A 26,359-nucleotide genomic window follows, 5' to 3' on the forward strand; every position below is an offset into this window, starting at 1 on the left:
TCCTGAGGTCGTGGCCGACGACCTCTTCAAAGCCCTGGCCGACCCCACCCGCCGCACCATCCTCGACGAGCTCGCGGAGCAGTCCGGGCAGACACTGTTCGAGATCTGCTCGCGGCTGAGCATGAGGCATCAGCTCGGCATCTCGCGCCAGGCGGTCTCCCAGCACCTCGCCGTGCTGGAGGCCGCCGGGCTCGTCGAGACCAGGCGGGAGGGTCGCTACAAGTTCCACGACCTGAACACGGCCCCGCTGCGCCACATCACCGAGAGATGGCTCGCAGGCGAGGCACCCGGACCCGAGGAGAGCACTCCATGAAGATCCGCCTCACCAGCGTCTTCGTCGACGACCAGGCCAAGGCCCTCCGCTTCTACACCGAGGTCCTCGGCTTCGTGAAGAAGCACGACGTCCCGGTGGGCGGGGAGGACCGGTGGCTGACCGTCGTCTCCCCCGAGGAGCCCGGCGGCACGGAGCTGCTCCTGGAGCCCGCCGGCCACCCGGCCGTCAAGGCCTACCGTGACGCGCTCGCCGTCGACGGCATCCCACTCGCCCAGTTCGCCGTGGACGACGTCCGGGCCGAGCACGAGCGCCTGAGCGGCCTCGGCGTCCGCTTCACCCAGGAGCCCCTGGAGATGGGCCCCGTCACCACGGCCGTCTTCGACGACACCTGCGGCAACCTGATCCAGATCGCGGCCCAGTCGCGGTAACAGTGAAGCGGGACGAGGGCGTCTTCTTCCACGGCGGTGGCAAGCGGGACGGTCCCCGCAGGGTCGTCGAACTGCTCGCTCACGGTGGCATCCTCGTCCTGGACGACGTCACTCCGTCAGTCGAGTGGCCGCCCCGGTTCGAGGGCGAGGTGGCCGAGCTGGCCCTGTGCTGCCTGCCGCATCCGGACCTGGACGCGGCCGATGCCCGCGCCACGCCCGCCGGTCCGGGGGTCGTCGCGGCGCGGCGCCTTGCGCCCGGGCAGACGGAACGGCAGTCCGCGGGACCGGGTCCCACGGGCTGCGGCGTGCCGGAAGCCATCAGCGGCGCACCGCTTCGGCCTCCTGCGGGACATGGCTCGCCACGATCCGCTCGCGCCCGGCCACCGGAGCCCGGCGCCGGTCCACCGCGAAGGCCAGCGACGCCACGGCCAGACCGAGGACGGCCAGGGCCACACCGGTCAGGGCCGGGGAGGTGACGCCGAAGCCCGCGGCCAGGGCGAGGCCGCCGATCCAGGCGCCGCCGGCGTTGGCCAGATTGAAGGCGGCCTGGTTGGCCGAGGAGGCCAGGGACGGAGCCGAGGAGGCCTTCTCCATGACCATCAGCTGGAGCGGGGAGCCGGTGGCGAAGGCCGCCATGCCGAGCAGGATCACGGCCACGGCGGCCGTCAGCTCCGTGCGCATCAGCAGCGGGAACAGCGCCAGCACCGCCACCAGCGAGGTCAGGCCGCCGAACAGCGTGCCCCGCAGGGAGTGGTCGGCCAGGCGGCCGCCCAGCAGGTTGCCGGCGGTCGCGCCGACGCCGAACAGCGCCAGCAGCAGGGTGACGCTGGCGTCGGCGTAGCCGGCGGCGTCCGTGAGCATCGGCGTGATGTAGCTGTAGGCCGCGAAGAGGGCACCGAAGCCCGCGACGGTCGTGCCGAGCGACAGCCAGACCGGCAGGGAGCGCAGGGCGGCGAGTTCACCGCGCAGGCCCTGCGCGGTGGTGTGCTCGTGATCCTGCGGGATGAGGAACGCGAGCGCGGCGATCGCCGCCAGGCCGATGGCGCTGACGCCGAGGAAGGTCGCCCTCCAGCCGAGGTGCTGGCCCATCAGGGTCGCGACCGGCACGCCCGCGACGTTCGCGACCGTCAGGCCGAGGAACATCAGTGAGACCGAGCGCGCCTTGCGCTCGGGGGCGACCATGTTCGTCGCGACGACGGCGCCCACGCCGAAGAAGGCGCCGTGCGGCAGACCGCTCAGGAAGCGGGCGGCCAGCAGCCAGCCGTTGTCGGGCGCCAGGGCCGACAGGGCGTTGCCCACCACGAACAGTCCCATCAGGCCGATCAGGACCGTGCGGCGGGACATCTTGGCGGTGACCGCGGCCAGCAGCGGGGCGCCGATGACGACGCCCAGCGCGTACGCCGACACCAGATGGCCGGCGCTGGGTATCGAGATGTTCAGGTCGTCCGCGACATCGGGCAACAGCCCCATCATCACGAACTCGGTCGTACCGATGCCGAAGGCGCCCACGGCGAGGGCGAGCAGGGCCAGGGGCATGAAGGAACCTTTCGAGACTTGCTTGGAAATCCGTACGCGTATGTTCAAGTACGGAACAAAGTCTCGCAGGCGCACTATTCCACGAGGTGACGCCGCGGTTGCGGATATCTGTCGGAAGTGCCCTGACCAGCGGTTTTCAGGAGCCGCTTGTGGCGACCCTCACACGGGCCGCGACCGGCAGATGGTCGCTGCCGGTCTGCGGCAGGGTCCATGAGCTCTCCGGCTTCAGGCCCCGGACCATGATCTGGTCGATGCGCGCCATCGGGAACGACGCGGGCCAGCTGAAGCCGAAGCCGTTGCCGGCCGCGCCCTGGGTGGAGCGCATCTGGGACGTGACGGCGTTCAGCGCGCGGTCGTTCATGGTGCCGTTCAGGTCGCCGAGCAGGACGACGTTCTTCAGCGGTTCGTGGGCGATGGCCTCGCCGAGGTAGTCGGCGCTCCGGTCGCGCTGCCGGGCCGTGAAGCCGGCCTCCATCTTCACGCGGACCGACGGCAGATGGGCGACGTAGACCGCGACCTGACCGGCCGGGGCGGTCACGGTGGCGCGCATCGCGCGCGTCCAGCCCATGTCGAGGTCGACGTCCCGCACGCCGGTCAGCGGGTACTTGCTCCACACGCCGACCGTGCCCTGCACCGAGTGGTAGCGGTACGTCGACGCCAGCGCCTTCTCGTACGTCGGGACCGCGGTCGGCGTCAGCTCCTCCAGGGCCAGCACGTCCGCGCCGGAGGCGGCCACGTCACGGGCGGTGCCGGACGGGTCCGGGTTGTCGGCGTTGACGTTGTGGGTGACCACGGTGAGGTCGCCGCCGGTCGCGGTCTTGTCGCTGAGCTGGCCGCCGAAGAGGTTCAGCCAGACCACGGACGGCAGCACCACCGCGATCAGCGCGGTCGCGGACCTGCGCACGAGGGCGAGGACGAACAGCAGGGCGACGGGGATCCCCAGCCAGGGCAGGAACGTCTCGACGAGGCTGCCCAGGTTGCCGATCCTGTTCGGGATGCGCGAGTGCAGCACCATGACCAGGGCCAGCAGCACCGCGCACGCGGCGACGAACAGCCCGCGCCGCCAGATCCGCGGGTCGCCCCGCCAGGGGCCCGCCAGCCGGTCGAACAGGCGCCGAAGCCGGGTTCCCCGGTGCTCGGGCCCCGAGCCGCCGTTGTCCGTCTCCGTCATGTACGCCTGCTGCGCCATACCGTCGCCTCACTGCCTGCCGTGCACACCATCGCCCCCGTGTCTTTACGACCCTAGGGGATGATCCGTTCCGTTCCCGCCGTCCCTCGACGGCCGTACGGGGGCGATGACGTTCGAGTCCCCGCGATGAGTTCCGACCACGCCCGCCGAAAGCGCCGTCTGTGACGAAACGCGCACACTCACCCTGTCCGGTGCGGCTCGGAACTGACGGGACGTAGGCCTTGGAGGAGGGTGTCGACGATCTGTGCGGCGAGGCCTTCGGGGAGGTCGTCGTCCGGGTGCAGTACGGAACGCAGCAGCATCGGGCCGACGAACAGGTCGTAGAGCAGTTCGACGGCGACGTCCGTGCGCAGTTCACCGTTCTCCCGGCCGCGGCGCAGGACTTCCATGCCGAGCCGGCGGCGCGGGGCCACGACCGTGGCGTGGTACGCCGCCCAGATCTTCGGGCTGCTCTTCATCTGGGCGTGCACGCTGTGCAGGATCGCCGACGAGCGGTTGGCCAGACCGCGCTGTCGCGCCTGTTCCAGCAGGGCCACGATGTCGTCGCGCATGGAGGTGCCGGGGAGCGGGGGATCGGCGGGTTCGGCGGCGCGTACGACGTCGACGAAGAGTTCCTCCTTGCCGCTCCAGCGGCGGTAGATCGTGGCCTTGCCGACGCCGGCGGTGCGGGCGACGCGCTCTATGGACAGCTCCGCGAGGGGCACGCCCTCCTCCAGGAGCCTCATGACGCCCTCGATGATGGCGCGCTCGACGGCCTCGCTTCTGGGGCGGCCCCTCGCGGGACCGTCGTGCGGGGTGCGCCGTTCGGCGGGGCTCACGTCGCTGCGTCCTTTCCTGGAATACGGGGCGGAAACCGTTCCCGGCTGCGCGAGAAGTGAATTCTCCCGCAGTTCTACGACCCCGTGGGCGACAACTCCTCGTCCCCCTCGGCGTGCTGGGGCGCCGACGGCCTGCCCGGCAGGAACAGCGCCACGACGACCGCGCCGACCAGGGCGACGCCCGCCCCCCACAGGGCGGTGATGTGCATCGCGTGCAGGAAGGCGTCGTAGGCCGGGGTGACCAGGGACTCGCCCCGCGGGCCCAGCCTGTCCGCGATGCCGAGGGTGGCCTCGATGGACTCCCCCGCGGCGTGGCGCAGGGCCGGGGGCAGCGCGCCGAGCTTGTCCTCGATGCCCGTGCGGTACGCCGTGGACAGCACCGAGCCCAGGACGGCGACGCCGAGGGCGCCGCCGACCTGCCGGAAGACGTTGCTGAGCGCGGAGGCGGAGCCGGCCTTCTCGCGGGGCAGGGCCTGCATGATGACGACGCTGACCGGCGTCATGATGTGCGCCATGCCGGTGCCCATCAGGAAGAAGATCACTTCCAGGATCCAGATGGGCGTGTCGGCGTCCAGGGTGGCGAAGGCGGCCAGCGTGGCGGCGATGAGGAGCAGGCCGGCCGTGGTCGTGGCCTTGATGCCGATGCGGTCGACCACCAGCCGGGCGCGCGGCGCGAAGATCATCTGGGAGGCGGCCAGCGGCAGCATCAGCAGACCGGTCTGCAGCGGCGAGTAGCCGCGCACGCTCTGCGTGTAGAAGACGGAGAAGAAGGTCACGCCCATCAGCGCGAAGAAGACCAGCGCGATGGCGGCGACGGCGGCCGAGAAGACCTTGTTCTCGAAGTACGTGACGTCGATGGACGGGTGGTCGCTGCGCTTCTCGAACACGACGAACGCGACGAGCACGGCGAGACCGGCGCCGATGGTGGACAGCACGGTGGCGTCGGTGAAGTCGGCGAGCTGGCCGCCCTCGATGATGCCGTAGACGAGCAGGACCAGGCCGACGACGGACAGCACCACGCCGACGGGGTCGATCCGGCCGGGGTGCGGGTCGCGCGAGTCGGGCACCAGCCAGAGCATCAGCGCGAGCGCGAGCAGCACGATCGGCACGTTGACGAGGAAGACCGAGCCCCACCAGAAGTGGTCGAGCAGCACGCCGCCGGTGATCGGGCCGATGGCGATGGCGAGGCCGACGCCGCCCGCCCAGATGCCGATGGCCTTCGGCTGCTCCGCGCGCTCGAAGACGTTCATGAGGACGGCGAGGGTGGCGGGCATGACGAACGCGGCACCCAGACCCATCACGGCGCGGAAGGCGATCAGCTCGCCCGGCGAGCCGGAGAACGCGGCGAGCGCGGAGCCGATGCCGAACACGGCGAGACCGCCGAGCAGCACCTTCTTGCGTCCCAGCCGGTCGCCGAGCAGCCCGGCGGTGAACAGCAGGCCGGCGAAGACGAGGGTGTAGGCGTTGATCGCCCATTCCAGCTGGCTCTGTGTGGCGCCCAGGCCGGTCGGGGCCGGGGTGGAGATCGTCTTGATCGCGACGTTCAGGATCGAGTTGTCGAGCACGACGATCAGCAGGCTCAGCATCAGCACGCCGAGGATCGCCCAGCGGCGCCGGTGCACCGCTTCCGGTACGCGCGGGCCGGCGGGGGCGGCCTGGTCGGCAGAAGTAGTCATGTGTGCGAGCCTAGGGCTATTTCGATACGAGACCGTCTCGTATTGGAATACTCTTACCCGGATCTTACGCGGCACTCGCTCACGGGGCCGCCGGGCGGAACTCACAGGGGCTCCCCTAGCCGTCGATGGCACGAGGTGCCACCATGGACGTGGTCCGGGGACGCCGTCAGGGCGCCTCGAGATGACGTGTTAGGAGCCGTGCAATGACGCAGCTTCCGGCTGCCCAGACTGCTCAGACGAAGCCCTCCGACAGCGGCAGGGCGCTGTACGGGGGCAAGGGAACCCGCCGTATCACCGTGCGGGACATCGCCGCCGCCAAGGAGCGCGGCGAGAAGTGGCCGATGCTCACGGCGTACGACGCGATGACCGCGTCCGTCTTCGACGAGGCCGGCATTCCGGTGATGCTCGTCGGCGACTCGGCGGGCAACTGCCACCTCGGGTACGAGACGACCGTGCCCGTCACCCTCGACGAGATGACGATGCTGTCGGCGGCGGTCGTACGCGGCACCTCGCGCGCCCTGATCGTCGGCGACCTGCCCTTCGGCTCCTACCAGGAGGGTCCGGTGCAGGCACTGCGCTCGGCGACCCGGCTGGTGAAGGAGGCGGGCGTGCAGGCCGTGAAGCTGGAGGGGGGCGAGCGGTCGCACGAGCAGATCCGGCTGCTCGTCGAGTCCGGCATCCCGGTCATGGCGCACATCGGGCTGACCCCGCAGTCGGTCAACGCGATGGGCTACCGCGTGCAGGGGCGGGGCGAGGAAGCGGCCCAGCAGCTGCTGCGGGACGCCAAGGCCGTACAGGACGCGGGCGCGTTCGCGGTGGTGCTGGAGCTGGTCCCCGCGGAGCTGGCCGCCGAGGTGACGCGGGTGCTGCACATCCCGACCGTCGGGATCGGGGCGGGCCCCGAGACCGACGCGCAGGTGCTGGTGTGGACGGACATGCTGGGTCTGACCGGCGGGCGGATGCCGAAGTTCGTGAAGCAGTACGCCGACCTGCGTGCGGTCATGGGTGACGCGGTGAAGGCGTTCGCGGACGAGGTCGTGGGCGGAACGTTCCCGCAGGAGGAGCACTCCGTCCACTAGAGCCACAGCGGTACCACGGACAGCCCGTCGATCTTCCCCCAGTCGACGGGCTGTCCCCTTGTGCCGGACCACCGGCTCTGCCGGGGCCACCGACAGGGGGTGTCGGCGGTCTGTCGGTGATTTGTCGGTGGGCGCTGAGACCGTCTGTCCCATGACGCGAATCGACACACGAACCGGCGGCGCCGCTGTCAGCGTGCGGGGGCTGGTGAAGCACTACGGGGAGACCAAGGCTCTGGACGGGGTCGACCTGGAGGTGCCGGAGGGCACCGTGATGGGGGTGCTCGGGCCGAACGGGGCCGGGAAGACCACCCTCGTGCGCATCCTGTCCACGCTCCTCGCGCCCGACTCGGGGCAGGCCACCGTGGCCGGGTACGACGTCGTACGGCAGCCGCGGCAGCTGCGGCGGGTGATAGGGCTCACCGGGCAGTACGCCTCCGTCGACGAGAAGCTCCCCGGCTGGGAGAACCTGTACATGATCGGGCGGCTGCTCGACCTGCCCCGCAAGGAGGCACGCGCGCGGGCCGACGCACTGCTGGAGCGGTTCTCGCTGACCGACGCGGCCAAGCGGCCCGCCGCCACCTACTCCGGCGGTATGCGGCGGCGGCTCGACCTGGCCGCCTCGATGATCGGGCGCCCCGCCGTCCTCTTCCTCGACGAACCGACCACCGGGCTCGACCCGCGCACCCGCAACGAGGTGTGGGACGAGGTGAAGGCCATGGTCGGCGACGGTGTGACCGTGCTGCTGACGACGCAGTACATGGAGGAGGCCGAGCAGCTCGCCTCCGAGCTGACCGTCGTGGACAAGGGCAAGGTCGTCGCGGGCGGGGGCATCGAGGAGCTCAAGGCCAAGGTCGGCGGGCGGACCCTGCGGATCCGGCCGGCCGACGCCCTGCACCTGCGACCGCTCGCCGGGCACCTGGACGACCTCGGCATCACCGGGCTCGCGACCACCACCGTGGACACCGACTCCGGCACGCTCCTCGTACCGATCCTCAGCGACGAGCAGCTGACCGCCGTCGTCGGCGCCGTCACGGCCCACGGCGTCACTCTCGCCGCCGTCACCACCGAACTGCCCAGCCTGGACGAGGTGTTCCTGTCCCTCACCGGCCACCGTGCCAGTGCCCCGCAGGACACCGTGCCCGCCGAGGACCGCGAGGAGGTCGCCGTATGAGCGCCGCCACTGTTTCCACCCCCGCGACGACCGGAGACGCCCGCATCACGCTGCGCGGGCATCTGCGGCACACCGGTGCCCTCGTCCGCCGCAACCTGCTGTGGATCCGCCAGGACCCGGAGTCGATGGCCGACGCGCTGCTGATGCCGGTCATCTTCACCCTGCTGTTCGTGTTCGTGTTCGGCGGCTCGATCGGGCAGGCGCTGGGCGGCGGGCAGGACCAGTACGTGCAGTACGTGATTCCCGGCATGATCGCGATGATGAGCATGACGCTGTCCCAGGGCGTCGGCACCGGCTTCAGCCAGGACTTCAACTCCGGTGTCATGGACCGCTTCCGGTCCCTGCCCATCGGGCGCGGCTCGGTGCTGTTCGCGAAGATCTCGGTGGAGCTGCTGCGGATGATGTTCGCGACCGCCGTGCTGATGATCGTCGCCGTCGCGGTCGGGTTCGAGATCACCAGCTGGCCCGGGCTGCTCGCGACCGTGGCGCTGTCCACGGCGTTCGCCTCGTCGATCATGTGGGTGTTCCTCACCCTCGGCGTGATCATGAAGAGCGCGCAGTCCGTGCAGGCCATGGGCTTCCTGGTGCTGTTCCCGCTCCAGTTCGGCTCGTCGATCTTCGCGCCGACGACGTCGATGCCGGGCTGGCTTCAGGCCTTCACCGACTACAACCCGCTGTCCACGCTCGCGGACGCCGCGCGCGGTCTGATGGTGGGCGGGCCGGTCGCGCACGACCTGTGGGTGACACTCGGCTGGTCGGTGGCGATCACGGCCGTGATGGCGCCCGTGGCGATCCACAAGTTCCGCACGAAGAGCTGACCGGACGGGTCGCAGCCGCGTCAGAGCAGGGCGGCGGCCTCCTCCAGGGAGAGGCCGCCGCCCTCCGCGTACGCGGCCTCGTAGGCCTGGTCGCCGAGCAGCGCCCGGGCCTGCCGCTCCGTCCGCTCGCGGGTCTCACGCTCCTGCCGCTGGGCGACGTGGCCGGACGGCAGCAGGGCGTCGAAGGCGCCCAGACAGCGGGCCGCGTCCAGGGCGCGCCGGCCGCCGTCGAGGGCGGCCAGGGCCCGGGCGCCGATGATCAGATACCCGGAGCGCATATGGGGCGTGATGGCCTCGGACAGCGGGTCGGCGGCCCGCTCCAGCCCCTTGCGTACCCGGCCGAGGCACTCCTCGTACCGTCCCTCCGTGGCGTCCAGCCACGCCTCGGCGCCGAGGATGAACGCGTCGAAGACGATGAAGTGGGCGATACGGAAGTCCTGGCGCAGCCGCCGCAGGTTCTCGCGCGCCTCGGGGACGCGGCCCGTCATGCCGAGCCAGCCGGCCAGGAAGAGGCGGGCGGCGGGCATGGCCTCGCTGTGCGAGTCCTCGTGCTGGGCGATCACCTCGCGCAGCAGCCGCTCGCCGCGTTCGTCCTCGCCCGCCTCCAGCAGGGCGCTGCCCAGCCGGGCGCTGAGGACGGCGGTCTGGGCGCGGGCGCCGAGGTGTTCGGCGTGTTCGATGGCGGCCTCGTAGTCGGCGGCTGCCCGGGCGTGGTCGCCCTTGCGTTCGTGGGCCTCGGCGCGGGCGGAGAGGGCCTCGGCGGTGCCCCAGGAGTCGCCGAGGCGCCGGTAGATGTCCAGCGCCTCGTCGGCGTCGCGGGCGGCGTCGCCGGCCCAGTCGGTGCGGTTGGCGAGGAAGTTGGCCCGCATCTGGAGGCCGGAAGCGAGCTCCCAGTCGAAGCCCGGGGTCTGCCGGCAGGTGCGGATGGACGCGTCGATGATGACGCGCAGCCGGTCCATGTCGCCGGTCAGCATCACGGCGAAGAACCAGAGCAGGCCGGGCAGCCGGCAGTTCTGCGGCAGGCCGGGTTCGTAGGTCCGGGCGATGGTCCGCAGCTTCTGCTGGGACCGGGGGTTCTGCCAGGCGTCCAGCTCGGTGTCCATGCAGGCGAGATGGGCGAGATGGATGCCGCGCCGGGCCTCGGCGAGGACCTCGCCCGTCATCGGGGGCGGGGCGTCGGTGCAGCGCTGCCAGACCGCGGTGGCGGGGCGGACGGGCTCGGTGAAGGGGTCGGGGCCCAGCGCCATGACCTCGCGGCACCAGTTGCGCGCCTCGATGCGCAGGTCGCGCATCTGCCAGTACCAGACGAGGGACAGCGCCAGGCACAGCGCCTCCTGCTCGTCGCGCAGGGCGACGGCGTGGCGCAGGGCGGTGCGCAGGTTCTCGTACTCCCGCTCCAGCCGGTGGATGGCGGCGAGCTGGCCGGGACCGCGCAGGAACGGGTCGGTGGTGCGGGCGAGTTCGCGGAAGTACCTCAGGTGGGCGCGCTCGGCGTCGGCACGCTGCCCGGACTCGTCCAGCCGTTCGGCGGCGTACTCGGCGACGGTCTCCAGCAGCCGGTAGCGCATCTCCCCGGCGGCGGACTCGCCGGGCGGGGCGGCCACGACCAGGGAGCGGTCGACGAGGGAGCCGAGCACCTCCAGGGCGGCCGGGCCGCACACCGCCTCGGCGGCGGGCAGGTCGCAGCCACCGGCGAACACCGACAGCCGCCGCAGGACGTCCCGTTCGTCCTCGTCGAGCAGGTCCCAGGACCAGTCGACGACGGCTCTGAGGGTCTGCTGGCGGGGCAGGACGGTACGGCTGCCGGAGGTGAGGAGGCGGAAGCGGTCGTCGAGCCGGTCGGCGATCTGGCGGGGCGTGAGCATCCGCAGCCGGGCGGCGGCGAGTTCGATGGCCAGCGGCAGGCCGTCGAGGCGCCGGCAGATCTCGGCGCACGCCTCGGGGTCGTCCTCGATCCGGAAGCCGGGCCTGGCCGCCGCGCCCCGGTCGGCGAGCAGGCGCAGCGCGACCGGCTCGGGCAGCGGCTCCACCGGGCGCAGCAACTCCCCCGGCACGCCGAGGGGTTCACGGCTGGTGGCCAGGACGGTGAGGTCCGGGCAGCGCGCCAGCAGTTCCTCGGTGAGCCGGGCGGCGGCGTCGGCGACGTGCTCGCAGTTGTCCAGGATCAGCAGCATGCGCGGGCGGGAGCAGTGCTCGGCGAGCCGCCCGACGGGGTCGTCGAGCCGTTCGGCGACGGCGGCCCGGATACCCTCGGCGCCGGCGCCGTACAGCACGGTCTCGCGGGCGCCGACGGCGGTGAGCACGGCCTCGGGGACGGCGGCGGGGTCGTCGACCGGGGCGAGTTCGGCGAGCCACACGCCGCCGGGCATGGCCTGCCGTACGGTCTCGGCGGCCTCCTGGGACAGCCGGGTCTTCCCGGCGCCGCCGGGCCCGAGCAGGGTGACCAGCCGGGCCGCCCCGAGATCCCCGCGGATGGTCTCGATGTCCGTTTCCCGGCCGATGAAGGAGGTGAGGCGGGCCCGGAGGTTGCCGACGGATCTGCCCGGCCCCTCGGTGGCGGGGGTGGGTGGGGGTGTGTCCCCCAGGCGGAGCAACTCCGCGTACAGGGAGCGCAGTTCCGACCCCGGGTCGGCGCCGAGACGGTCGGCGAGCAGGCGCCGCACGTCCTCGTACGCGTCCAGCGCCTCCGCCGTGCGGCCGACGTCGCGCAGGGCGCGCAGGCGCAGCGTCTGGAGGGGCTCGTCCAAGGGGTGGCCGTCGCACAGCGCGGTCAGTTCCGGCAGGGACTGCTCGGCCCGGCCGAGGGTGAGGGCGGCGGTGTGGCGGGCGCGCAGCACGTCCAGGCGGCGGGTGTCCCAGCGGGCCGCCTCGGCGGTGCGGTCGGGCAGGTCGGCGAGGGCCGGGCCGTGCCACAGGGCGAGGGCGTCGTCGAGGACCACGGCGGCCTTGGCGGGGTCGCCGTCGGCCAGCGCCCGCATCCCCTCGCCGGCCAGCCGCTCGAACCGGTGCAGGTCGACGTCGTCGGGCGCGGCCGTGAGGCGGTACCCGCCCTCGGCGGAGGCCACCGCGTCCGCCCCGAGCGCCCGCCGCAACCGCCCGACCAGCGCCTGCAGCGCCCCCGGCGCGTCGGCGGGCGGGTCCCCGCCCCACACCTCGTCGACGAGCATGCTCGCGGGCACGGTACGCCCCGCCCGCAGCGCGAGCACGGTCAGCAGCGCACGCAACCGCGCCCCACCGACCGAAACGACCGTCCCGTCGGTGCGGAGCGCCTGCGTGGTGCCGAGGATGCGGTAGTGCACGGACTCATTGTCTCCGGTGATACGGCGGCGGGTCACGGCGGTTGACGGCGGCGCGGCGGGGCGTTCAGTGGCCGGTGGCGGAACGTCAGTCTCATCGACGGCCCCGCCCCCGCCCGGCCGGGGCGGGCGCGAACGGGCCGGGCGGGGCGAGGGGCCCGGAACGGAACGCCGGGCCCGGAGCGGGATGGAAGGCACGTGCCGGAGCACCGTCCCCCCACCCTCCCCGGAACCGACCGCCCCGCGCGAGACGTTTTTCACCTGCGCCCAGTACTGTCGGGCCGTCCCACCCCGTGTTCGAGAGTGCAGGGAGCCCCATGACCACCGCCACCACCCGCCACAGCGAGCGGCGGATCAGTCCCGTGTTCGTCGGGATCCTCGCCGTGACGGCGGTCACGGGATGGGCGACCTGGACCGGGTTCGCCGAGCAGCCCGGTGTCGCCGTGTTCCTGTTCGTGACGGCGGCCTGGATCGTCTCGCTGTGTCTGCACGAGTACGCGCACGCGCGCACCGCCCTGCACAGCGGCGACATCTCGGTCGGCGCGAAGGGCTATCTGACCCTGAACCCGCTGAAGTACACGCACGCGCTGCTCAGCATCGTGCTCCCGGTGATCTTCGTGATCATGGGCGGCATCGGACTGCCCGGCGGCGCCGTGTTCATCGAGCGGGGGCGGATCCGGGGGCGCTGGAAGCACAGCCTGATCTCGGCGGCGGGCCCGCTGACGAACGTGCTGTTCGCCGTCGTGTGCACCGCCCCGTTCTGGCTGGACGCGCTGGACGGCGTGCCGAACGACTTCCGGTTCGCGCTGGCCTTCCTCGCGCTGCTCCAGGTGACGGCCGCGCTGCTGAACTTCCTGCCGGTGCCGGGCCTGGACGGCTACGGCGTGATCGAGCCCTGGCTGTCGTACGGCATCCGGCGCCAGGTGGAGCCGTTCGCGCCGTTCGGCCTGCTGTTCGTGTTCGCGCTGCTGTGGCTGCCCGCGGTCAACGGCGTCTTCTTCGACGTGATCGACACGATCCTGAAGTCCCTCGGGATCAGCGACTTCGAGACGTACTGCGGTCAGGAGCTGTACCGCTTCTGGCAGGGCTCGAACGAGTTCTGCTCGGCGGCTCCCTGACGGGCGCGGGTCAGCCGGTGACGGACTTCCGCTGCTTGGCGCGCTTGGCGTAGTACCAGCACATGTTGGACGACAGGCCCGCCAGCAGCACCCACACGATCCCCAGGAAGCTGCCCCGTGTGAAGGAGACGACGGCGGCGGCCACGGAGAGGACGCAGACGATCAGGGCGTAGAGGGCAAGGCGGGGCATGTCGGTCGGCTCCTGTCGGGGGGACACTTCTGGCACAGCTGGTACCGCTTGTGCCGTCCAGTGTCCCCCATGCGCCTCACCGGCTCACACGTCGGTGACGCGGAGCCCCGCGTGCGCCTTGTAGCGGCGGTTGACGGAGATCAGGTTCGCCACGAGCGACTCCACCTGGTGGGCGTTGCGCAGCCGTCCGGCGAAGATCCCGCGCATCCCGGGGATGCGCCCGGCCAGGGCCTGGACGATCTCGACGTCCGCCCGCACCTCCCCGAGCACCATCACGTCGGTGTCGATCTCGTCGATCTCCGGGTCCTGGAGCAGGACGGCCGACAGGTGGTGGAAGGCGGCCGTGACCCGGGAGTCCGGCAGCAGGGCGGCGGCCTGCTCGGCGGCGCTGCCCTCCTCGGGCTTGAGCGCGTAGGCGCCCTTCTTGTCGAAGCCGAGCGGGTTGACGCAGTCGACGACGAGCTTGCCGGCCAGTTCCTCGCGCAGGGATTCGAGGGTCTTGCCGTGACCGTCCCACGGCACGGCGACGATCACGATGTCGCTGCGGCGCGCGGTCTCGGCGTTGTCGGCGCCCTCGACCCCGTGACCGAGTTCACCGGCGGCGGCCCGGGCGCGCTCGGCCGCCCGCGAGCCGATGATCACCTTCTGGCCGGCCTTGGCGAGCCGGTAGGCCAGGCCCTTGCCCTGCGGCCCGGTCCCGCCGAGCACCCCGACCACGAGTCCGGAGACGTCGGGCAGGTCCCAGGGGTCCTTGGCGGGCGCCTTCTGGGCGTTGTCGGTGGCAGCACTGTCGGTAGAGGTCATGGCCCCGACTCTACGACCGCGCCACCGCCCGGGGAGGCTCAGGTCAGCTCCGTCACGGGCACCCGCCGGAAGGTGATCGTCTCGTAGGCGCCGAAGTCGCCGGTCTCGTACAGCAGGCCCACGGTCCCGGCGTCGATCCGTACGAGATCCGAGTAGGCGGCGGGCAGGCCGTCCACCGTGTACGCCGGGCGCCAGGTGGTGCCGCCGTCGGTGGAGGCGCGGATCGTCATCAGGGCGCGGAAGCCCGGGTCGGCGGGACCGGAGTAGAGCAGCAGGTCGGGGTCGCGGAGCTGGAGGACGGCGGCCTCGCAGACGGGGGCGGCGAGAGCTGCTTGCGGGCGGAAGGGCTTCACCAGGGTCTGTCCGCCGTCGGCCGAGTGGGCGTCGGCGCGGGTGCCGGGGGACGGCGAGTCGTTGCGGGTGTTGAAGTAGACGCGCCCGTCGGGGAGTTCGGCGGCGGTGGTCTCGTTGGCGTTGATGTAGCCGTCGGTGTCGTCGTCGACGTAGCCGATCCGCCAGGTGGCGCCCCCGTCGTCGCTGAGCAGGCAGTGGCCGCCGTTGTACTTCCCCTCGGTGCCGTTGTCCGCGCCGGTGGGCGGCAGGGAGTGGTTGGCGGGGACGACGACCCGGCCGGTGCTCAGCTGGATCGCGTGGCCGGGGGTGGTGGCGTACCAGCGCCACTCGGGCCGCTTGGTCTCCTGGGTGATCTCCTTCGGCGCGGACCAGGTGCGGCCCTCGTCGTCGCTGTGCTGCACCCAGACCCGGCGCCCGTCCGCCGCGCTGACCTTGCCGCGCCGGATGGCGTCCTCGGTGGCGAGGGCCGCGTTGCGCACGTGCACGAGGAGGACGCGGCCGGTGTCGAGGACGACGGGGGCCGGGTTGCCGGCGAGGGCGTCGCCGTTGCGTGCGGCGACCTGGAGCGGCCCCCAGGTGCGGCCGCCGTCCGAGGAGCGTTTCAGCACGACGTCGATGTTCCCGAAGTCGTCCCGGGAGCCGACGCGGCCCTCGCAGAAGGCGAGCAGGTCACCGGTGCGGGTGGCGACGACGGCGGGGATACGGAAACTGGCGTAGCCCTCCTGCCCGGCACGGAAGGGGACGCTGGTCTCGGTCATCGGCGGGTTCCTCCGGTCGTTCGACGGCGGTACGGGTGACCGGTCGGCCTACCCAGGCCGGGCGAATGCGCGGTGAACTCCACGTCACGAGTGACCGATCGGGGCAGGATGCGGTCCCATGGATGCGGTACGGGTCGCGCTGCTGCGGGAAGTGCTCGCCGGGACGGAGTGGCTGGGTGCCACACGGCGGTTCGCCGGGGCGCTGCGCGGCTCGGTGGTGTCGCACGGGGGCGGGCTGCTGCTCGTCGGCACGCCGGAGTACGAGCCGTGGCACCTCGCCGCGCACCTGGTGGACGAGGCCGCCTGGTCGGGCACGCCGGAGCTGGCCCCGACGCTGGTACGGCACCATGCGCGCCCCTCGGATCCGGCGCACCTGGCGGTCGGTCCTGGCCGGCTGCAGGCGGCCCGGCGGGGCGAGACCCTGCTGGTGGTGGCCCCCGAGGATCCCGCCGCACCACTGCTGGAACGGGTGTCCGACGCCCGCCGCGCGGGTGCGACGGTCATGGCCCTCGGCCCGGCCCGGGGTGAGCTCCCGTCCGTGGCGCACGAGGCCCTGGCCGTCCCCGACGGCTCGGAGCTGGACCTCGACACGGTGCAGCACCTGGTCAGCGCCGCGGCCGGGGAGAACGCCCTGCCGACCCCGCGGGGGCGGCGTCGGCTCCGGGACCGGATGGCGCGGCTGGCGGAACACCTGACGGCACCGCCGCCGGCCCGCTGGTGACGAGGCCCGGGGCCGCGGCTGCCGCGGCCCCGGGCGCCGGTGGGATCAGTTCTCGTCGTCCCGGCTGCCCGCCGGGGCGTCGTGCCACTTGGGGTCGTTCTCCCACTGGAGGTTGCGCTCGCGGGCGGTCGCCATCGCGTGTTCGGCCTCCGTACGGGAGGCGTACGGCCCGAAACGGTCCTTGTTGGGGCACTCCGGCCCCTCCTCGACCTTCTTGTGCTCCAGGCAGTAGTACCACTCACCCGGCTTGCCGACCGTGCGCTTCTTGAACAGGGCCATGACCAGCTCCTCTCGCCATCGACATGTTCCCCCATGGCCGCTGGTTAGACTCGCTGGCATGTCTGGCCAGTCGCTGCTCGTACCAGGGGAACTGTCCCCCACCCGTCCCGTGCCCGGAAACATCCGCCGTCCCGAGTACGTCGGCAAGCCCGCGCCGACGCCGTACACCGGACCGGAGGTGCAGACGCCCGAGACGGTCGAGGCGATGCGCGTGGCCGGCCGGATCGCGGCCCGGGCGATGGCGGAGGCCGCGAAGCTGATCGCCCCCGGGGTGACCACCGACGAGCTGGACAAGGTCGCGCACGAGTACATGTGCGACCACGGCGCCTACCCCTCGACGCTGGGCTACCGCGGTTTCCCGAAGTCGCTGTGCACGAGCGTCAACGAGGTGATCTGCCACGGCATCCCGGACTCGACGGTGCTGCGCGACGGCGACATCGTCAACCTGGACGTGACGGCGTACATCGGCGGGGTGCACGGCGACAACAACGCCACGTACCTGGTGGGTGACGTCGACGAGGAGTCGCGGCTGCTGGTGGAGCGGACCCGGGAGTCGCTCGAGCGGGCCATCAAGGCGGTCAAGCCGGGCCGGCAGATCAACATCATCGGCCGGGTCATCGAGTCGTACGCCAAGCGCTTCGGCTACGGAGTGGTCCGGGACTTCACCGGGCACGGCATCAACTCGTCGTTCCACTCGGGCCTGATCATCCCGCACTACGACAGCCCGCACGCGACGACGGTCATCCAGCCCGGCATGACGTTCACGATCGAGCCGATGCTGACGCTGGGGACGCACGAGTACGACATGTGGGACGACGGCTGGACGGTCGTCACCAAGGACCGCAAGCGGACGGCCCAGTTCGAGCACACGCTGGTGGTGACGGACTCGGGCGCGGAGGTCCTCACGCTGCCGTAGCACGCCCATCCGCACCCCACCGCACGGCCCGCTCTCCCCGGAGGGCGGGCCGTTCCCTTCGGGCTCGGATCCCCGGCACCTCGAAGCGAGGTTTTTACCGACACCTTGTCGGGAAGAGTGTGCCCATGGATTCCTTCTCGACGCTCCTTCGGACCGCCTCGCGCGAGCAGCACGAGGAGGTCAGGGGCTCGACCTTCATCAGTGACCTGCTGGGGCACAAACTGGGGGTCGACGCGTTCGCGCGCTACACGGAGCAGCTGTGGTTCGTGTACGGCGCGCTGGAGTCCGGCGCCCGGCACCTGGCCGAGGACCCGGTGGCCGGCCCCTTCGTCCGCCCGGAGCTGTTCCGCATGGCGGCGCTGGAGCGGGACCTGGAGCATCTGCGCGGCCCCGGCTGGCGGACGACGCTCAGCGCGCTGCCGGCCACCCTGGAGTACGCGGAGCGGATCACCGCATGCGCCCGCGGCTGGCCGGCCGGCTACGTCGCCCACCACTACACCCGCTACCTCGGCGACCTCTCCGGCGGGCAGATCATCCGCGACACGGCCGAGAAGGCGTGGGGCTTTTCGAAGAAGGGCGACGGGGTCCGCTTCTACGTCTTCGAGGAGATCCCCAACCCGGCCGCCTTCAAGCGGACTTACTGCGAGCTGCTGGACGCGGTGCCCGGTGACGAGCTGGAGCGGCAGCGGATCGTGGCCGAGTGCAGGCGGGCGTACGACCTGAACAACGGGCTGTTCGAGGCGCTGGGCGAGGAGTTCCCCCTGACGGCGTGAACGGCGTCACGCGCGGTCGCCCCGCCCGGGTCAGCGTTCGAGGTGGACCCTGCCGCCGACCTCGGTCCATCCGCCCGGCTGGGGCGCTGTCAGGATCTGGGAGCCCGCGCCCTGGGTGATGTTGAGGGCCCGGCCCAGCCGGTCGGTGAGCAGCAGGGCCGCGGCCCCGGTCGCCTCGTCCTCGTCGATGCCGTCACCCCGGCCGGGGAAGGCCCGGGCCCGGATCCGCCCGGCAGGCTCGTCCTCCCACGCCCAGGCGTACACCCACTCCCCCGGCGGCGGCACGGCCAGGTCGTCGACCTCGGCGGCGCTGCCGTACTGCCGCAGCGTCCGCGCCGGCACCCACTCCGCCCGGGCCTCGATCCAGCAGAACTCCCCGTCCTGCCGGGCACCGACCACCCCCGCGGGCGTGACCAGTTCGGGCACGTCGAGCAGCCATGCCGTCCCCACACAGGGATGCCCGGCGAAAGGCAGCCGCAGCGTCGGCGTGTAGATGTCGATCACTCCGCGCTCGGGGTCGTCGACGAACACGGTCTCGCTGAACCCGACCTTCGCGGCGAACGCCTGCCGCTCACCCCGCTCGGGCATCACGGACCCCTCACGCACGACCCCGAGCTCGTTGCCGTACCCACCGCTCGGCCCGCAGAAGACGCGAAGCACGTCGTAGTCAGTCACGAGGAGCATTCTCGCCGGTCAGAGGCGCAGGTCGGCGAGGCGGGGGTCGCGATGCGACCTTTGACCGTCCCTTGACTCAATCATGGCAGCGACTTTGAGCCACTTAGGTCATCCTTATGTGCTGTCTTAGGTGAGCCTCACCTTCCTCTCTCCTGGAGTCCCCATGCGACCCGCCCGTCCCGCTTCCGTCGTCATCGCCGCCGCGGCGGCCCTGGCCGCCGTCACCGGCTGCACCGAGAAGAGCGGCGCGAAGGACGGTGACCACGTCATCAACGTGACGGCGACGGACGACAAGTGCCAGGTGTCGAAGAAGGAGTTCCCGGCCGGGCACGTCGAGCTGGCCGTCGAGAACAAGGGCTCCAAGGTCACCGAGGTCTACGTCCTCTTCCCCGACGACCGCGTGGTCACCGAGCGGGAGAACATAGGCCCCGGCACCAAGCAGCGGGTCACCGCCGAGGTGAAGGCCGGTGACTACCAGATCGCCTGCAAGCCCGGCATGAAGGGCGACGGCATCCGCCAGGCCGTCAAGGCCACCGGCGGCAAGGCCGTCAAGCGCGACCCGCGCCTGGACAAGGCCGTGGCGGCCTACCGCGCCTACGCACAGCAGCAGGCCGACGAGACGCTGCCGAAGGCCGAGGTCTTCGCCAAGGCCGTCAAGGACGGCGACCTCGAAGCGGCGAAGAAGGCGTACGCCCCCTCCCGCGTCGGCTGGGAGCGCACCGAGCCGGTCGCCGAGTCGTTCGGCGACATCGACCCCAAGGTCGACGTCCGCGAGGACGGCCTGGAGGACGGCCAGGACCCGGCCACCGACTGGACGGGCTGGCACCGCCTGGAGAATGCCCTCTGGCAGGACAAGAAGATCGGCGACCGTGAGAAGGAACTCGCCGACCAGCTGATCACCGACCTGAAGGACTGGCAGAACCGGGTCGGCAAGGCCGAGATCACCCCCACCTCCATGGCCAACGGCGCCAAGGAACTCCTCGACGAGGTCGCCACCGGCAAGGTCACCGGTGAGGAGGAGCGCTACTCCCACACCGACCTGGTCGACTTCAAGGCCAACGTCGAGGGCGCGCAGAAGTCGTACGACCTGCTGAAGCCGGTCGCGAAGGAGAACGACGCGGCCCTCGTCACCGAACTCGACCAGCAGTTCGCGGCGCTGAACAAGCTGCTCGACCAGTACCGCCCGAACACGACGTCGTACGACTTCACCTCCTACGACAAGGTCGGCAAGGCCGACCGCAAGGAGCTCTCGGACGCGGTCAACGCCCTGGCGGAGCCGCTGTCGAAGCTCGCCGCGGCCGTGGTGAAGTAGCGGGGGCCACGATGACGGACACCGACTCCCCCTCCCCCAGCCGCCGTTCCCTGCTCGGCTGGGGCGGCGCCGGCCTGGCGCTCGGCGCGGCCGCGGCAGGCGGCGCGGTGGCGATGGCCCGCACCGAGGACGACACCGAACCGGCCGGCTCGGCCATCGCCTTCCACGGCCCGCACCAGGCGGGTATCGCCACCCCGGTGCAGGACCGCCTGCACTTCGCCGCGTTCGACGTGACGACCGAGGACCGGGAGGCCTTCGTCCAGTTGCTGAAGGACTGGACGGCGGCCGCCCGGCGCATGACGGCCGGGCGCGCCGTCGGCGAGGGCGCCTACGGGGGACTGGCCGAGGCGCCCCCGGACGACACCGGCGAGGCACTGGGCCTGAAGCCCTCCCGCCTGACCCTCACGATCGGCTTCGGCCCGTCCCTGTTCGGGAAGTTCGACCTCACGGACCGCCGACCGGAGGCCCTGGTCGACCTGCCGAAATTTGCGGGCGACAACCTGGACAAGAACCGCAGCGGCGGCGACCTGTGCATCCAGGCCTGCGCCGACGACCCCCAGGTCGCGGTCCACGCCGTCCGCAACCTGGCCCGCATCGGCTTCGGCAAGGTCGTCATCAAATGGTCGCAGCTCGGCTTCGGCAAGACCTCCTCGACGACGCCCGAGGCGCAGACGCCGCGCAACCTGATGGGCTTCAAGGACGGCACCCGCAACATCGCGGGCACGGAGACGGACCGCCTGAAGAAGTTCGTCTGGGTGGACGAGAAGGACGGCCCGGCCTGGATGCGGGGCGGCTCCTACCTCGTCGCCCGCCGCATCCGCATGCACATCGAGACCTGGGACCGCACCTCGCTCCAGGAGCAGGAGGACATCTTCGGCCGCGACAAGGGCGAGGGTGCCCCGGTCGGCAAGGCCAAGGAGCGCGACGAGCCGTTCCTGAAGGCGATGAAGCCCGACGCGCACGTCCGGCTCGCGCACCCCGACACCAATCACGGGGCGACGATCCTGCGCCGCGGCTACTCCTTCACCGACGGCACGGACGGCCTCGGCCGTCTGGACGCGGGCCTGTTCTTCCTGGCCTACCAGCGGGACGTCCGCAAGGGCTTCATCCCCATCCAGCGCAGCCTGGCCGCGGATTCGCTCAACGAGTACATCCAGCACGTGGGTTCGGCGCTCTTCGCCATCCCGCCGGGCGTCCGCGACAAGGACGACTGGTGGGGCCGGACGCTGTTCTCCAAGGAGGCCTGAGCCCGTGTTCTCCAACTACCTGATCGGTCTGCGCGAGGGCCTGGAGGCGAGCCTCGTCGTCTGCATCCTCATCGCCTACCTGGTCAAGACGGACCGCAGGGACGCCCTGAAGCCGATCTGGGCCGGCATAGCCGTCGCGATCGCCCTCGCGTTCGGCTTCGGCTGCGCCCTCGAATTCGGCTCCCAGGAGCTGACGTTCCAGGCGCAGGAGGCGCTCGGCGGCTCGCTGTCGATCCTGGCGGTCGGCCTGGTGACGTGGATGGTGTTCTGGATGCGCCGCACGGCCCGGCACCTCAAGTCGGAGTTGCACGGCAGACTCGACGCCGCCCTCGCGATGGGTACGGGCGCGCTGGTCGCCACGGCCTTCCTCGCGGTGGGCCGGGAGGGCCTGGAAACGGCCCTGTTCGTCTGGGCGTCGGTCCACGCGGCGAGCGACGGCACGCCGCGCCCCCTGCTCGGCGTCGCCCTGGGCCTCCTGACGGCGATCCTCCTGGGCTGGCTGTTCTACCGGGGCGCGCTGCGCATCAACCTGGCCAAGTTCTTCACGTACACCGGAGGCATGCTCGTGGTCGTCGCGGCCGGGGTCCTGGCCTACGGCTTCCACGACCTCCAGGAGGCCGACTTCCTGCCCGGCCTCACCGACAAGGCCTTCGACGTCTCCGGCACGATCCCCCCGGACAGCTGGTACGGCACCCTCCTCAAGGGCGTCTTCAACTTCCAGCCCGACCCCACCACGCTCCAAGTCACCGTCTGGCTCCTGTACTTGATCCCGACCTTGGCCCTGTTCCTCGCCCCGACCCGGACCACGACACCAACTCCGGTGCGCGACAAGGCGTGAGCGCACCCGCACCCGCGCACGGCGAGAAGGGGCCGTGTCGGGGGTGTCCGTCCGCCCGCAGCGGTTGGCGCGTCAACCCAGTCAGTCGGTGAGTGGGTCCATCGCGCCGTTCCGAGGACGGACACCCCCGGCGCGGCCCCGACCCACACCCGGCGGTCAGGCGAAGCGGACGCGCGCCCCCACCCGGCACAAGGCGCAGCACGCGCACCCCCGCCCCACCCCACCCCCGGCCCAACCGCCGGAGGCACCCGGTAGGGTTCGCCTCCGGAAAGGGGAAGGTGAAGGTACCCGATGAGCAGGGATCGCGACCCTCGAACGCTCCGCAGGCCCGCCCGGAGCGCCCTCATAGCAACCTCGGTGACCGCTTTGTCGCTGACGGCCAGTGGATGTGTCGTCGTGCACGGCGAACGGGAGATCCTCCCGGCCACGACCCGCGCCGAAGCCGCCAAGGCCCTCCAGGAGTTCACGACCGCGTACAACGAGGCCGACAAGGCCTACGACGGCACCCTGGACGCCGACCACACCACCGGCGCCCTCGCCGACATCGACTCGGCCCGTCTGAAGGCCGGGAGGGCGAACAACCCGGACGGCAACCCGAACCACACCCCGCTGAAGCTGACGGACGCGAAGTTCACCATCCCCAAGAAGGCCGGCTGGCCCCGCTGGTTCGTCGTCGACGCGGCCGGCAACAAGGGCGGCACCGCCCGCTGGCTGCTGGTGTTCACCCGCAGCAGTCTGGACGACCCGTTCCAGGTGGCGTACCTGACGCTCGTCGCCCCGGGCAAGGTCCCGCAGTTCAAGAAGGACGCCGACGGCTGGGCCGAGTCCGTCCCCGCCGACTCGGCCGGCCTGGCCGCCGGTCCCGGCGACCTGAGCCGGACGTACGCGACGTACCTGAAGAGCGGCGGAGAGACCTTCGCGGACGGCGCCCACACCAGCCAGTGGCGTGCCCTGCGCCAGAAGAACGCCAAGAAGCCGGGCATGGTCACCCAGTACATCGACGAGCCGCTGACGAACGGCGACTACGCACCGCTGGCCCTGCGTACCACGGACGGCGGGGCGCTGGTGTTCTTCACCACGCGCCACTACGAGAAGCAGACGGCCTACGCGGGCACGTCCGTCCCCGCCCCCGGCAAGGACGTCCTCGCGTTGACGAAGGGCGAGATCAAGCAGTCCCTCACGATGGAGTTCGTCTCCAACGAGGTGGCGCTGGATCCCGAGGGCCAGGGCAAGGTGACGATCCTGGGCCGGATCCAGGGCCTGACGTCGGCGGAGGGCTCGTAGCCCGGGCCCTCCCGGCAGGGTCGGCGACAGGCTTCAGTGCCGCCGCGTGGGCCAGGCCGCCCCGGCGGCGTGGTCGGTGCCCTCACCGGCGTACCGTCCGCCGGCCTCCGTGAGCACCTCCAGCAGGCTCAGCGGATCCGGCAGCGCGTGCTCGGGCCCGCGCACCCACCGCACCGCCTGGCCCTCACCGGGCAGCCGCGCCGGCGGCACGAGGACGTAGGAGCCCCGGCAGTGCCAGCGCAGTCCGGGGTGTTCGTCCGCGGTCTCGGGGTGACAGTCGAGTTCGCACGGCCACCACTCGTCCTCGTCCTCGGGCGTGCCGCGCGTGAGCGTGAAGAAGAGGAGGCGGCCGTCGTCGCTCTCGGCGACCGGCCCGACCTCGACACCGGCGGCGAGCAGCCGCTCCAACGCGTCGCGACCGGCGTCGAGGGGCACGTCGAGGACGTCGTGCACCATGCCGGTCGCGGTGATGAAGTTGGCCTGCGGCTGATGGCGGGCCCAGCGCTCGATCTGGGCGCGGTCGGTGGTGGACTGCGTCTGCCAGGCGAAGGACACCGGGTGCCGGGCGGGGGTGGGACAGCCGACCCGGTCGCAGGAGCAGCGGTACCCGGACGGGTGGGCGGCGGGCGCGAGGGGCAGTCCCGCGTCGGCGGCGGCGAGCAGCAGGGCTTCACGGCCGCCGTCCCCGGCGGTCTCCTTCGGCCGGCGCCCGGCGCGCAGCCACTGGGTGAGTTTGCCCTGCAGGCCGGTCCGGCCGCCGAACTCCGCGCTCATCTATCCCCTCGCCTCGCCGTCGTGCGGAACAGCATGCCTCATGGTCCCATCTTCCCGCGCACCGGGGGGCCAGTGCCCACATCCGGGACAGGAGGGGCGCAACGTACACCGTGCATCCCATGGGAGGAGAACCGGCGAGCCGCGCTCTCCCGCATGATCGGGTGTCATTGCCCGCTTTGCCGTGACATGGCGTCTTACCGTGGTCGCCATGGTCACAAGGATCGCGCTGACGGGTCTGGCCTCCGTGGCTTCCGTGGTCTCGCTGACCCTGGCAGGGCCCGGCGGCCGTGCCCCGGCTCCGCTGGAGTGGGGCCCGGGTCCGCTGACCGTGGCGGCGCTGCCCCGGATCACGTACGTCGCGCACCGCGGCGGCGCCCGCGAGGTCCCCGAGAACAGCATGGCGGGACTGGCCGCCGCCTACGAGCGCGGGACGGCGCAGGTGCTGGACTTCGACACGCGGCTGCTGCGTGACGGCACGCCGGTGGTGTTCCACGACGAGACCCTGAACCGCACCACCTACCTGGGCGGCGCGGTGCGCGGCCTGGACGCCCGGGAGTGGCGGGGCGTACGGCTGCGCCCGAAGGACAGGCTGCCGGGGAGCTGGCGGTCGGAGCGGCCGCCGACGGTCGCCGAGGTGCTGGATCGTTTCGGCGGGCGGATCGTGCTGATGCTGGAGGCGAAGGACCCGCGCGGTCTGGGCCGGCTGGCCGAGCTGATCCGGGCCCGGGGCCTGACCCGCTCGGTCTTCGTGAACTCCAACGACCCCGAGGTGGCCCGGCGCGTCCACCGCCTCGGACTGCTCTCGCAGTTGTGGCGCTCGGCGCGGCAACTGCGCACGGACCGCCCGGAGCGCTGGCGGTCGTACGTGGACCTGCTGGACGTGGACCACCGGGCGCGCGACGCGGATCTGGTGCGGGCGGTGAACTCGGGGATCGCGCGGGTGTGGGCGCACACCGTGGTGACGGACGCGCAGCGGGACCGGGTGCTGGCGCTGGGCTGCGGCGGCGTGATCACGGACGCGCCGGGGCGGCTGGCCCGGGCCGCTCAGCGCGGGGCCAGGCCGTGAAGGGCGTAGTCGACGAGGGTGTCGGTGTACTCGTAGGAGATCGGGCCCGTGTGCTGGAGCCAGCGCTGGGCGAGCGGGGAGATGAAGAACTCCAGGGCGATGCGCGGGTCGATCTCGGGCCGTACCTGGCCGGCGTCCTGCGCGGCGCGCAGCCGGCCGATGTAGAGGTCCAGTGAGGGCTGCATCAGCTTGGCCACGAGCTCGCGCCCGAGCTGCTCGTTGACGACGCCCTCGGCGGCCAGCGCGCGCGAGGGCGCCTCGAACCTCGGGTCGCGCAGTTCGTCGACGGTGGCGCGCAGGACGGCCTTCAGGTCGGCGGCGAGGTCGCCGGTGTCCGGGAAGGTGTACGGCGCCGGCCCGGCCTCCGGCGCGGACTGCTCGGCCAGGTCGAGGAACGCCTCCATCAGGACGTCCGCCTTGGACGACCACCATCGGTAGATCGTCTGCTTGCCGACACCGGCTCGGGCGGCGATGCCCTCGATGGTGGTCTTCGGATAGCCGACCTCGACGACCAGCGCGAGGGCGGCGTCGTAGATGGCGCGGCGGGACTTCTCGCTGCGCCGGGTGGAGTCGGGGGCGGGCTTGCCGGGGGCGGGCTGGGCGGACTTCTGGACGGCCATGGGTCGAACTTATCAGGTTGACAAGACGGAGCGTCTCGCGGACAGTGGAGCGGTATGCACGAGACGAACCGTCTCGTCACGGAAAGAGTCAGGGAAGGAACCCGAGATGGCCCGAGGCGGAGCCGGAAACTTGCTGGGTGTCGGCGGATCGCGCAGGAACCTCGGCCGCAAGGCGCTGCGCGGCGGCGGCCGGGACGACCGGATCGGCGGCGGTCTCGACCCGCAGGCCCAGAAGCGCGAACTGCTGCGCAAGCTCCAGGAGAAGCGACAGCAGCAGGAAGGGCGACCGGGGGGCGCGGCCGGCGAGGCGTCATGAGCCTCCCCCGCGCGAGGGAGAGCGGCCCC

At 71.9% G+C, this 26,359-nt stretch carries 27 protein-coding genes; 15 read left to right on the forward strand and 12 right to left on the reverse strand.

Annotated features, from left to right (window positions below):
• The first annotated feature begins 10 nt into the window (after positions 1–10).
• Together ACIRDU_RS02600 and ACIRDU_RS02605 are read left to right on the forward strand one after the other, a co-directional pair.
• Positions 11–313, forward strand: coding sequence for an ArsR/SmtB family transcription factor (locus tag ACIRDU_RS02600; protein WP_403573365.1), 303 nt, complete (start codon positions 11–13; stop codon positions 311–313).
• Positions 310–702, forward strand: coding sequence for a VOC family protein (locus ACIRDU_RS02605; RefSeq protein ID WP_403573368.1), 393 nt, complete (start codon positions 310–312; stop codon positions 700–702). Before ACIRDU_RS02600 ends, ACIRDU_RS02605 begins: the two co-directional genes overlap by 4 nt.
• A 318-nt stretch (positions 703–1,020) precedes the next feature.
• Here ACIRDU_RS02605 and ACIRDU_RS02610 read toward each other — a convergent pair whose 3' ends face one another.
• The 4 genes from ACIRDU_RS02610 to ACIRDU_RS02625 all read right to left on the reverse strand — a co-directional run bounded on the left by ACIRDU_RS02610 (position 1,021) and on the right by ACIRDU_RS02625 (position 5,921).
• Complete coding sequence (locus tag ACIRDU_RS02610; protein WP_403573371.1) at positions 1,021–2,238, reverse strand: MFS transporter; 1,218 nt, start codon at positions 2,236–2,238, stop codon at positions 1,021–1,023.
• A gap of 136 nt (positions 2,239–2,374) precedes the next feature.
• Positions 2,375–3,427 carry an endonuclease/exonuclease/phosphatase family protein gene (locus ACIRDU_RS02615; RefSeq protein ID WP_403573374.1) on the reverse strand — a complete coding sequence of 351 codons (1,053 nt, stop codon included), beginning with the start codon at positions 3,425–3,427 and terminating at the stop codon, positions 2,375–2,377.
• A gap of 179 nt (positions 3,428–3,606) precedes the next feature.
• Positions 3,607–4,245, reverse strand: coding sequence for a TetR/AcrR family transcriptional regulator (locus tag ACIRDU_RS02620; protein WP_403573377.1), 639 nt, complete (start codon positions 4,243–4,245; stop codon positions 3,607–3,609).
• A 74-nt stretch (positions 4,246–4,319) separates the two neighbouring features.
• Positions 4,320–5,921, reverse strand: a complete 1,602-nt coding sequence (locus ACIRDU_RS02625) for an MFS transporter (RefSeq protein ID WP_403573380.1) — start codon at positions 5,919–5,921, stop codon at positions 4,320–4,322.
• 203 nt (positions 5,922–6,124) lie between these two features.
• Between ACIRDU_RS02625 and panB the strand changes: the two genes are divergently transcribed.
• The 3 genes from panB to ACIRDU_RS02640 all read left to right on the forward strand — a co-directional run bounded on the left by panB (position 6,125) and on the right by ACIRDU_RS02640 (position 8,989).
• Positions 6,125–7,000 (forward strand): 3-methyl-2-oxobutanoate hydroxymethyltransferase, encoded by an 876-nt coding sequence (panB, locus tag ACIRDU_RS02630; protein ID WP_403573383.1) that lies wholly within the window; start codon positions 6,125–6,127, stop codon positions 6,998–7,000.
• A 151-nt stretch (positions 7,001–7,151) separates the two neighbouring features.
• The gene (locus ACIRDU_RS02635) at positions 7,152–8,171 is read left to right on the forward strand and encodes an ATP-binding cassette domain-containing protein (protein ID WP_403573386.1); all 1,020 of its coding nucleotides are present in this window, start codon (positions 7,152–7,154) and stop codon (positions 8,169–8,171) included.
• Complete coding sequence (locus ACIRDU_RS02640; protein ID WP_403573389.1) at positions 8,168–8,989, forward strand: ABC transporter permease; 822 nt, start codon at positions 8,168–8,170, stop codon at positions 8,987–8,989. Before ACIRDU_RS02635 ends, ACIRDU_RS02640 begins: the two co-directional genes overlap by 4 nt.
• Positions 8,990–9,009: 20 nt before the next feature.
• On the opposite strand, the gene ACIRDU_RS02645 is transcribed toward ACIRDU_RS02640, so the two are convergent.
• Entirely contained in the window at positions 9,010–12,288 is a 3,279-nt protein-coding gene (locus ACIRDU_RS02645) for a BTAD domain-containing putative transcriptional regulator (protein ID WP_403573392.1), read from the reverse strand.
• Between the two features lie 314 nt (positions 12,289–12,602).
• On the opposite strand from ACIRDU_RS02645, the gene ACIRDU_RS02650 reads away from it, so the two are divergent.
• On the forward strand, positions 12,603–13,403 hold the full coding sequence (locus ACIRDU_RS02650; protein WP_403573395.1) for a site-2 protease family protein: 801 nt from the start codon (positions 12,603–12,605) through the stop codon (positions 13,401–13,403).
• A 10-nt stretch (positions 13,404–13,413) separates the two neighbouring features.
• Here ACIRDU_RS02650 and ACIRDU_RS02655 read toward each other — a convergent pair whose 3' ends face one another.
• From ACIRDU_RS02655 to ACIRDU_RS02665, 3 genes are all read right to left on the reverse strand, one after another.
• A complete protein-coding gene (locus tag ACIRDU_RS02655; protein WP_283969852.1) occupies positions 13,414–13,593 on the reverse strand; it encodes a hypothetical protein in 180 nt (59 codons plus the stop codon).
• Between the two features lie 84 nt (positions 13,594–13,677).
• Positions 13,678–14,397, reverse strand: coding sequence for an NADPH-dependent F420 reductase (gene npdG, locus ACIRDU_RS02660; RefSeq protein WP_403573399.1), 720 nt, complete (start codon positions 14,395–14,397; stop codon positions 13,678–13,680).
• A gap of 38 nt (positions 14,398–14,435) precedes the next feature.
• The gene (locus ACIRDU_RS02665; protein WP_403573402.1) at positions 14,436–15,509 is read right to left on the reverse strand and encodes an exo-alpha-sialidase; all 1,074 of its coding nucleotides are present in this window, start codon (positions 15,507–15,509) and stop codon (positions 14,436–14,438) included.
• Between the two features lie 118 nt (positions 15,510–15,627).
• Between ACIRDU_RS02665 and ACIRDU_RS02670 the strand changes: the two genes are divergently transcribed.
• Complete coding sequence (locus tag ACIRDU_RS02670) at positions 15,628–16,230, forward strand: hypothetical protein (protein ID WP_403573405.1); 603 nt, start codon at positions 15,628–15,630, stop codon at positions 16,228–16,230.
• Positions 16,231–16,275: 45 nt separating this feature from the next.
• On the opposite strand, the gene ACIRDU_RS02675 is transcribed toward ACIRDU_RS02670, so the two are convergent.
• Positions 16,276–16,509: a hypothetical protein gene (locus tag ACIRDU_RS02675; protein ID WP_392116702.1), complete on the reverse strand. Its 234-nt coding sequence runs from the start codon at positions 16,507–16,509 to the stop codon at positions 16,276–16,278.
• Positions 16,510–16,567: 58 nt separating this feature from the next.
• Between ACIRDU_RS02675 and map the strand changes: the two genes are divergently transcribed.
• On the forward strand, positions 16,568–17,425 hold the full coding sequence (gene map / locus ACIRDU_RS02680) for a type I methionyl aminopeptidase (protein WP_403573408.1): 858 nt from the start codon (positions 16,568–16,570) through the stop codon (positions 17,423–17,425).
• Between the two features lie 125 nt (positions 17,426–17,550).
• On the forward strand, positions 17,551–18,198 hold the full coding sequence (locus tag ACIRDU_RS02685) for a heme oxygenase (biliverdin-producing) (protein ID WP_403573411.1): 648 nt from the start codon (positions 17,551–17,553) through the stop codon (positions 18,196–18,198).
• 30 nt (positions 18,199–18,228) lie between these two features.
• On the opposite strand, the gene ACIRDU_RS02690 is transcribed toward ACIRDU_RS02685, so the two are convergent.
• Positions 18,229–18,873, reverse strand: a complete 645-nt coding sequence (locus ACIRDU_RS02690) for a PhzF family phenazine biosynthesis protein (protein ID WP_403573414.1) — start codon at positions 18,871–18,873, stop codon at positions 18,229–18,231.
• 163 nt (positions 18,874–19,036) lie between these two features.
• Between ACIRDU_RS02690 and efeO the strand changes: the two genes are divergently transcribed.
• From efeO to ACIRDU_RS02710, 4 genes are all read left to right on the forward strand, one after another.
• Positions 19,037–20,185, forward strand: a complete 1,149-nt coding sequence (gene efeO / locus ACIRDU_RS02695; RefSeq protein WP_403573417.1) for an iron uptake system protein EfeO — start codon at positions 19,037–19,039, stop codon at positions 20,183–20,185.
• A gap of 11 nt (positions 20,186–20,196) precedes the next feature.
• Positions 20,197–21,432, forward strand: a complete 1,236-nt coding sequence (efeB, locus tag ACIRDU_RS02700) for an iron uptake transporter deferrochelatase/peroxidase subunit (RefSeq protein ID WP_403573419.1) — start codon at positions 20,197–20,199, stop codon at positions 21,430–21,432.
• Positions 21,433–21,436: 4 nt separating this feature from the next.
• Positions 21,437–22,270, forward strand: coding sequence for an iron uptake transporter permease EfeU (gene efeU / locus ACIRDU_RS02705; RefSeq protein WP_403573422.1), 834 nt, complete (start codon positions 21,437–21,439; stop codon positions 22,268–22,270).
• A 291-nt stretch (positions 22,271–22,561) separates the two neighbouring features.
• On the forward strand, positions 22,562–23,554 hold the full coding sequence (locus ACIRDU_RS02710; RefSeq protein WP_403573424.1) for a hypothetical protein: 993 nt from the start codon (positions 22,562–22,564) through the stop codon (positions 23,552–23,554).
• Positions 23,555–23,587: 33 nt separating this feature from the next.
• On the opposite strand, the gene ACIRDU_RS02715 is transcribed toward ACIRDU_RS02710, so the two are convergent.
• On the reverse strand, positions 23,588–24,328 hold the full coding sequence (locus tag ACIRDU_RS02715; RefSeq protein ID WP_403573427.1) for a bifunctional DNA primase/polymerase: 741 nt from the start codon (positions 24,326–24,328) through the stop codon (positions 23,588–23,590).
• Positions 24,329–24,536: 208 nt separating this feature from the next.
• Here ACIRDU_RS02715 and ACIRDU_RS02720 point away from each other — a divergent pair, with 208 nt between their 5' ends.
• Positions 24,537–25,394: a glycerophosphodiester phosphodiesterase gene (locus tag ACIRDU_RS02720; protein WP_403573430.1), complete on the forward strand. Its 858-nt coding sequence runs from the start codon at positions 24,537–24,539 to the stop codon at positions 25,392–25,394.
• Here ACIRDU_RS02720 and ACIRDU_RS02725 read toward each other — a convergent pair.
• Entirely contained in the window at positions 25,373–26,014 is a 642-nt protein-coding gene (locus ACIRDU_RS02725) for a TetR/AcrR family transcriptional regulator (RefSeq protein ID WP_403573433.1), read from the reverse strand. The two genes, ACIRDU_RS02720 and ACIRDU_RS02725, sit on opposite strands and share 22 nt — an antisense overlap.
• A gap of 106 nt (positions 26,015–26,120) precedes the next feature.
• Between ACIRDU_RS02725 and ACIRDU_RS02730 the strand changes: the two genes are divergently transcribed.
• Positions 26,121–26,330 (forward strand): DUF6243 family protein, encoded by a 210-nt coding sequence (locus ACIRDU_RS02730; protein ID WP_403573436.1) that lies wholly within the window; start codon positions 26,121–26,123, stop codon positions 26,328–26,330.
• The last annotated feature ends 29 nt before the right edge of the window (positions 26,331–26,359 follow it).

This window comes from Streptomyces sp. NPDC093598 (assembly GCF_044764825.1).
In the GTDB taxonomy this organism is placed as follows: domain Bacteria; phylum Actinomycetota; class Actinomycetes; order Streptomycetales; family Streptomycetaceae; genus Streptomyces.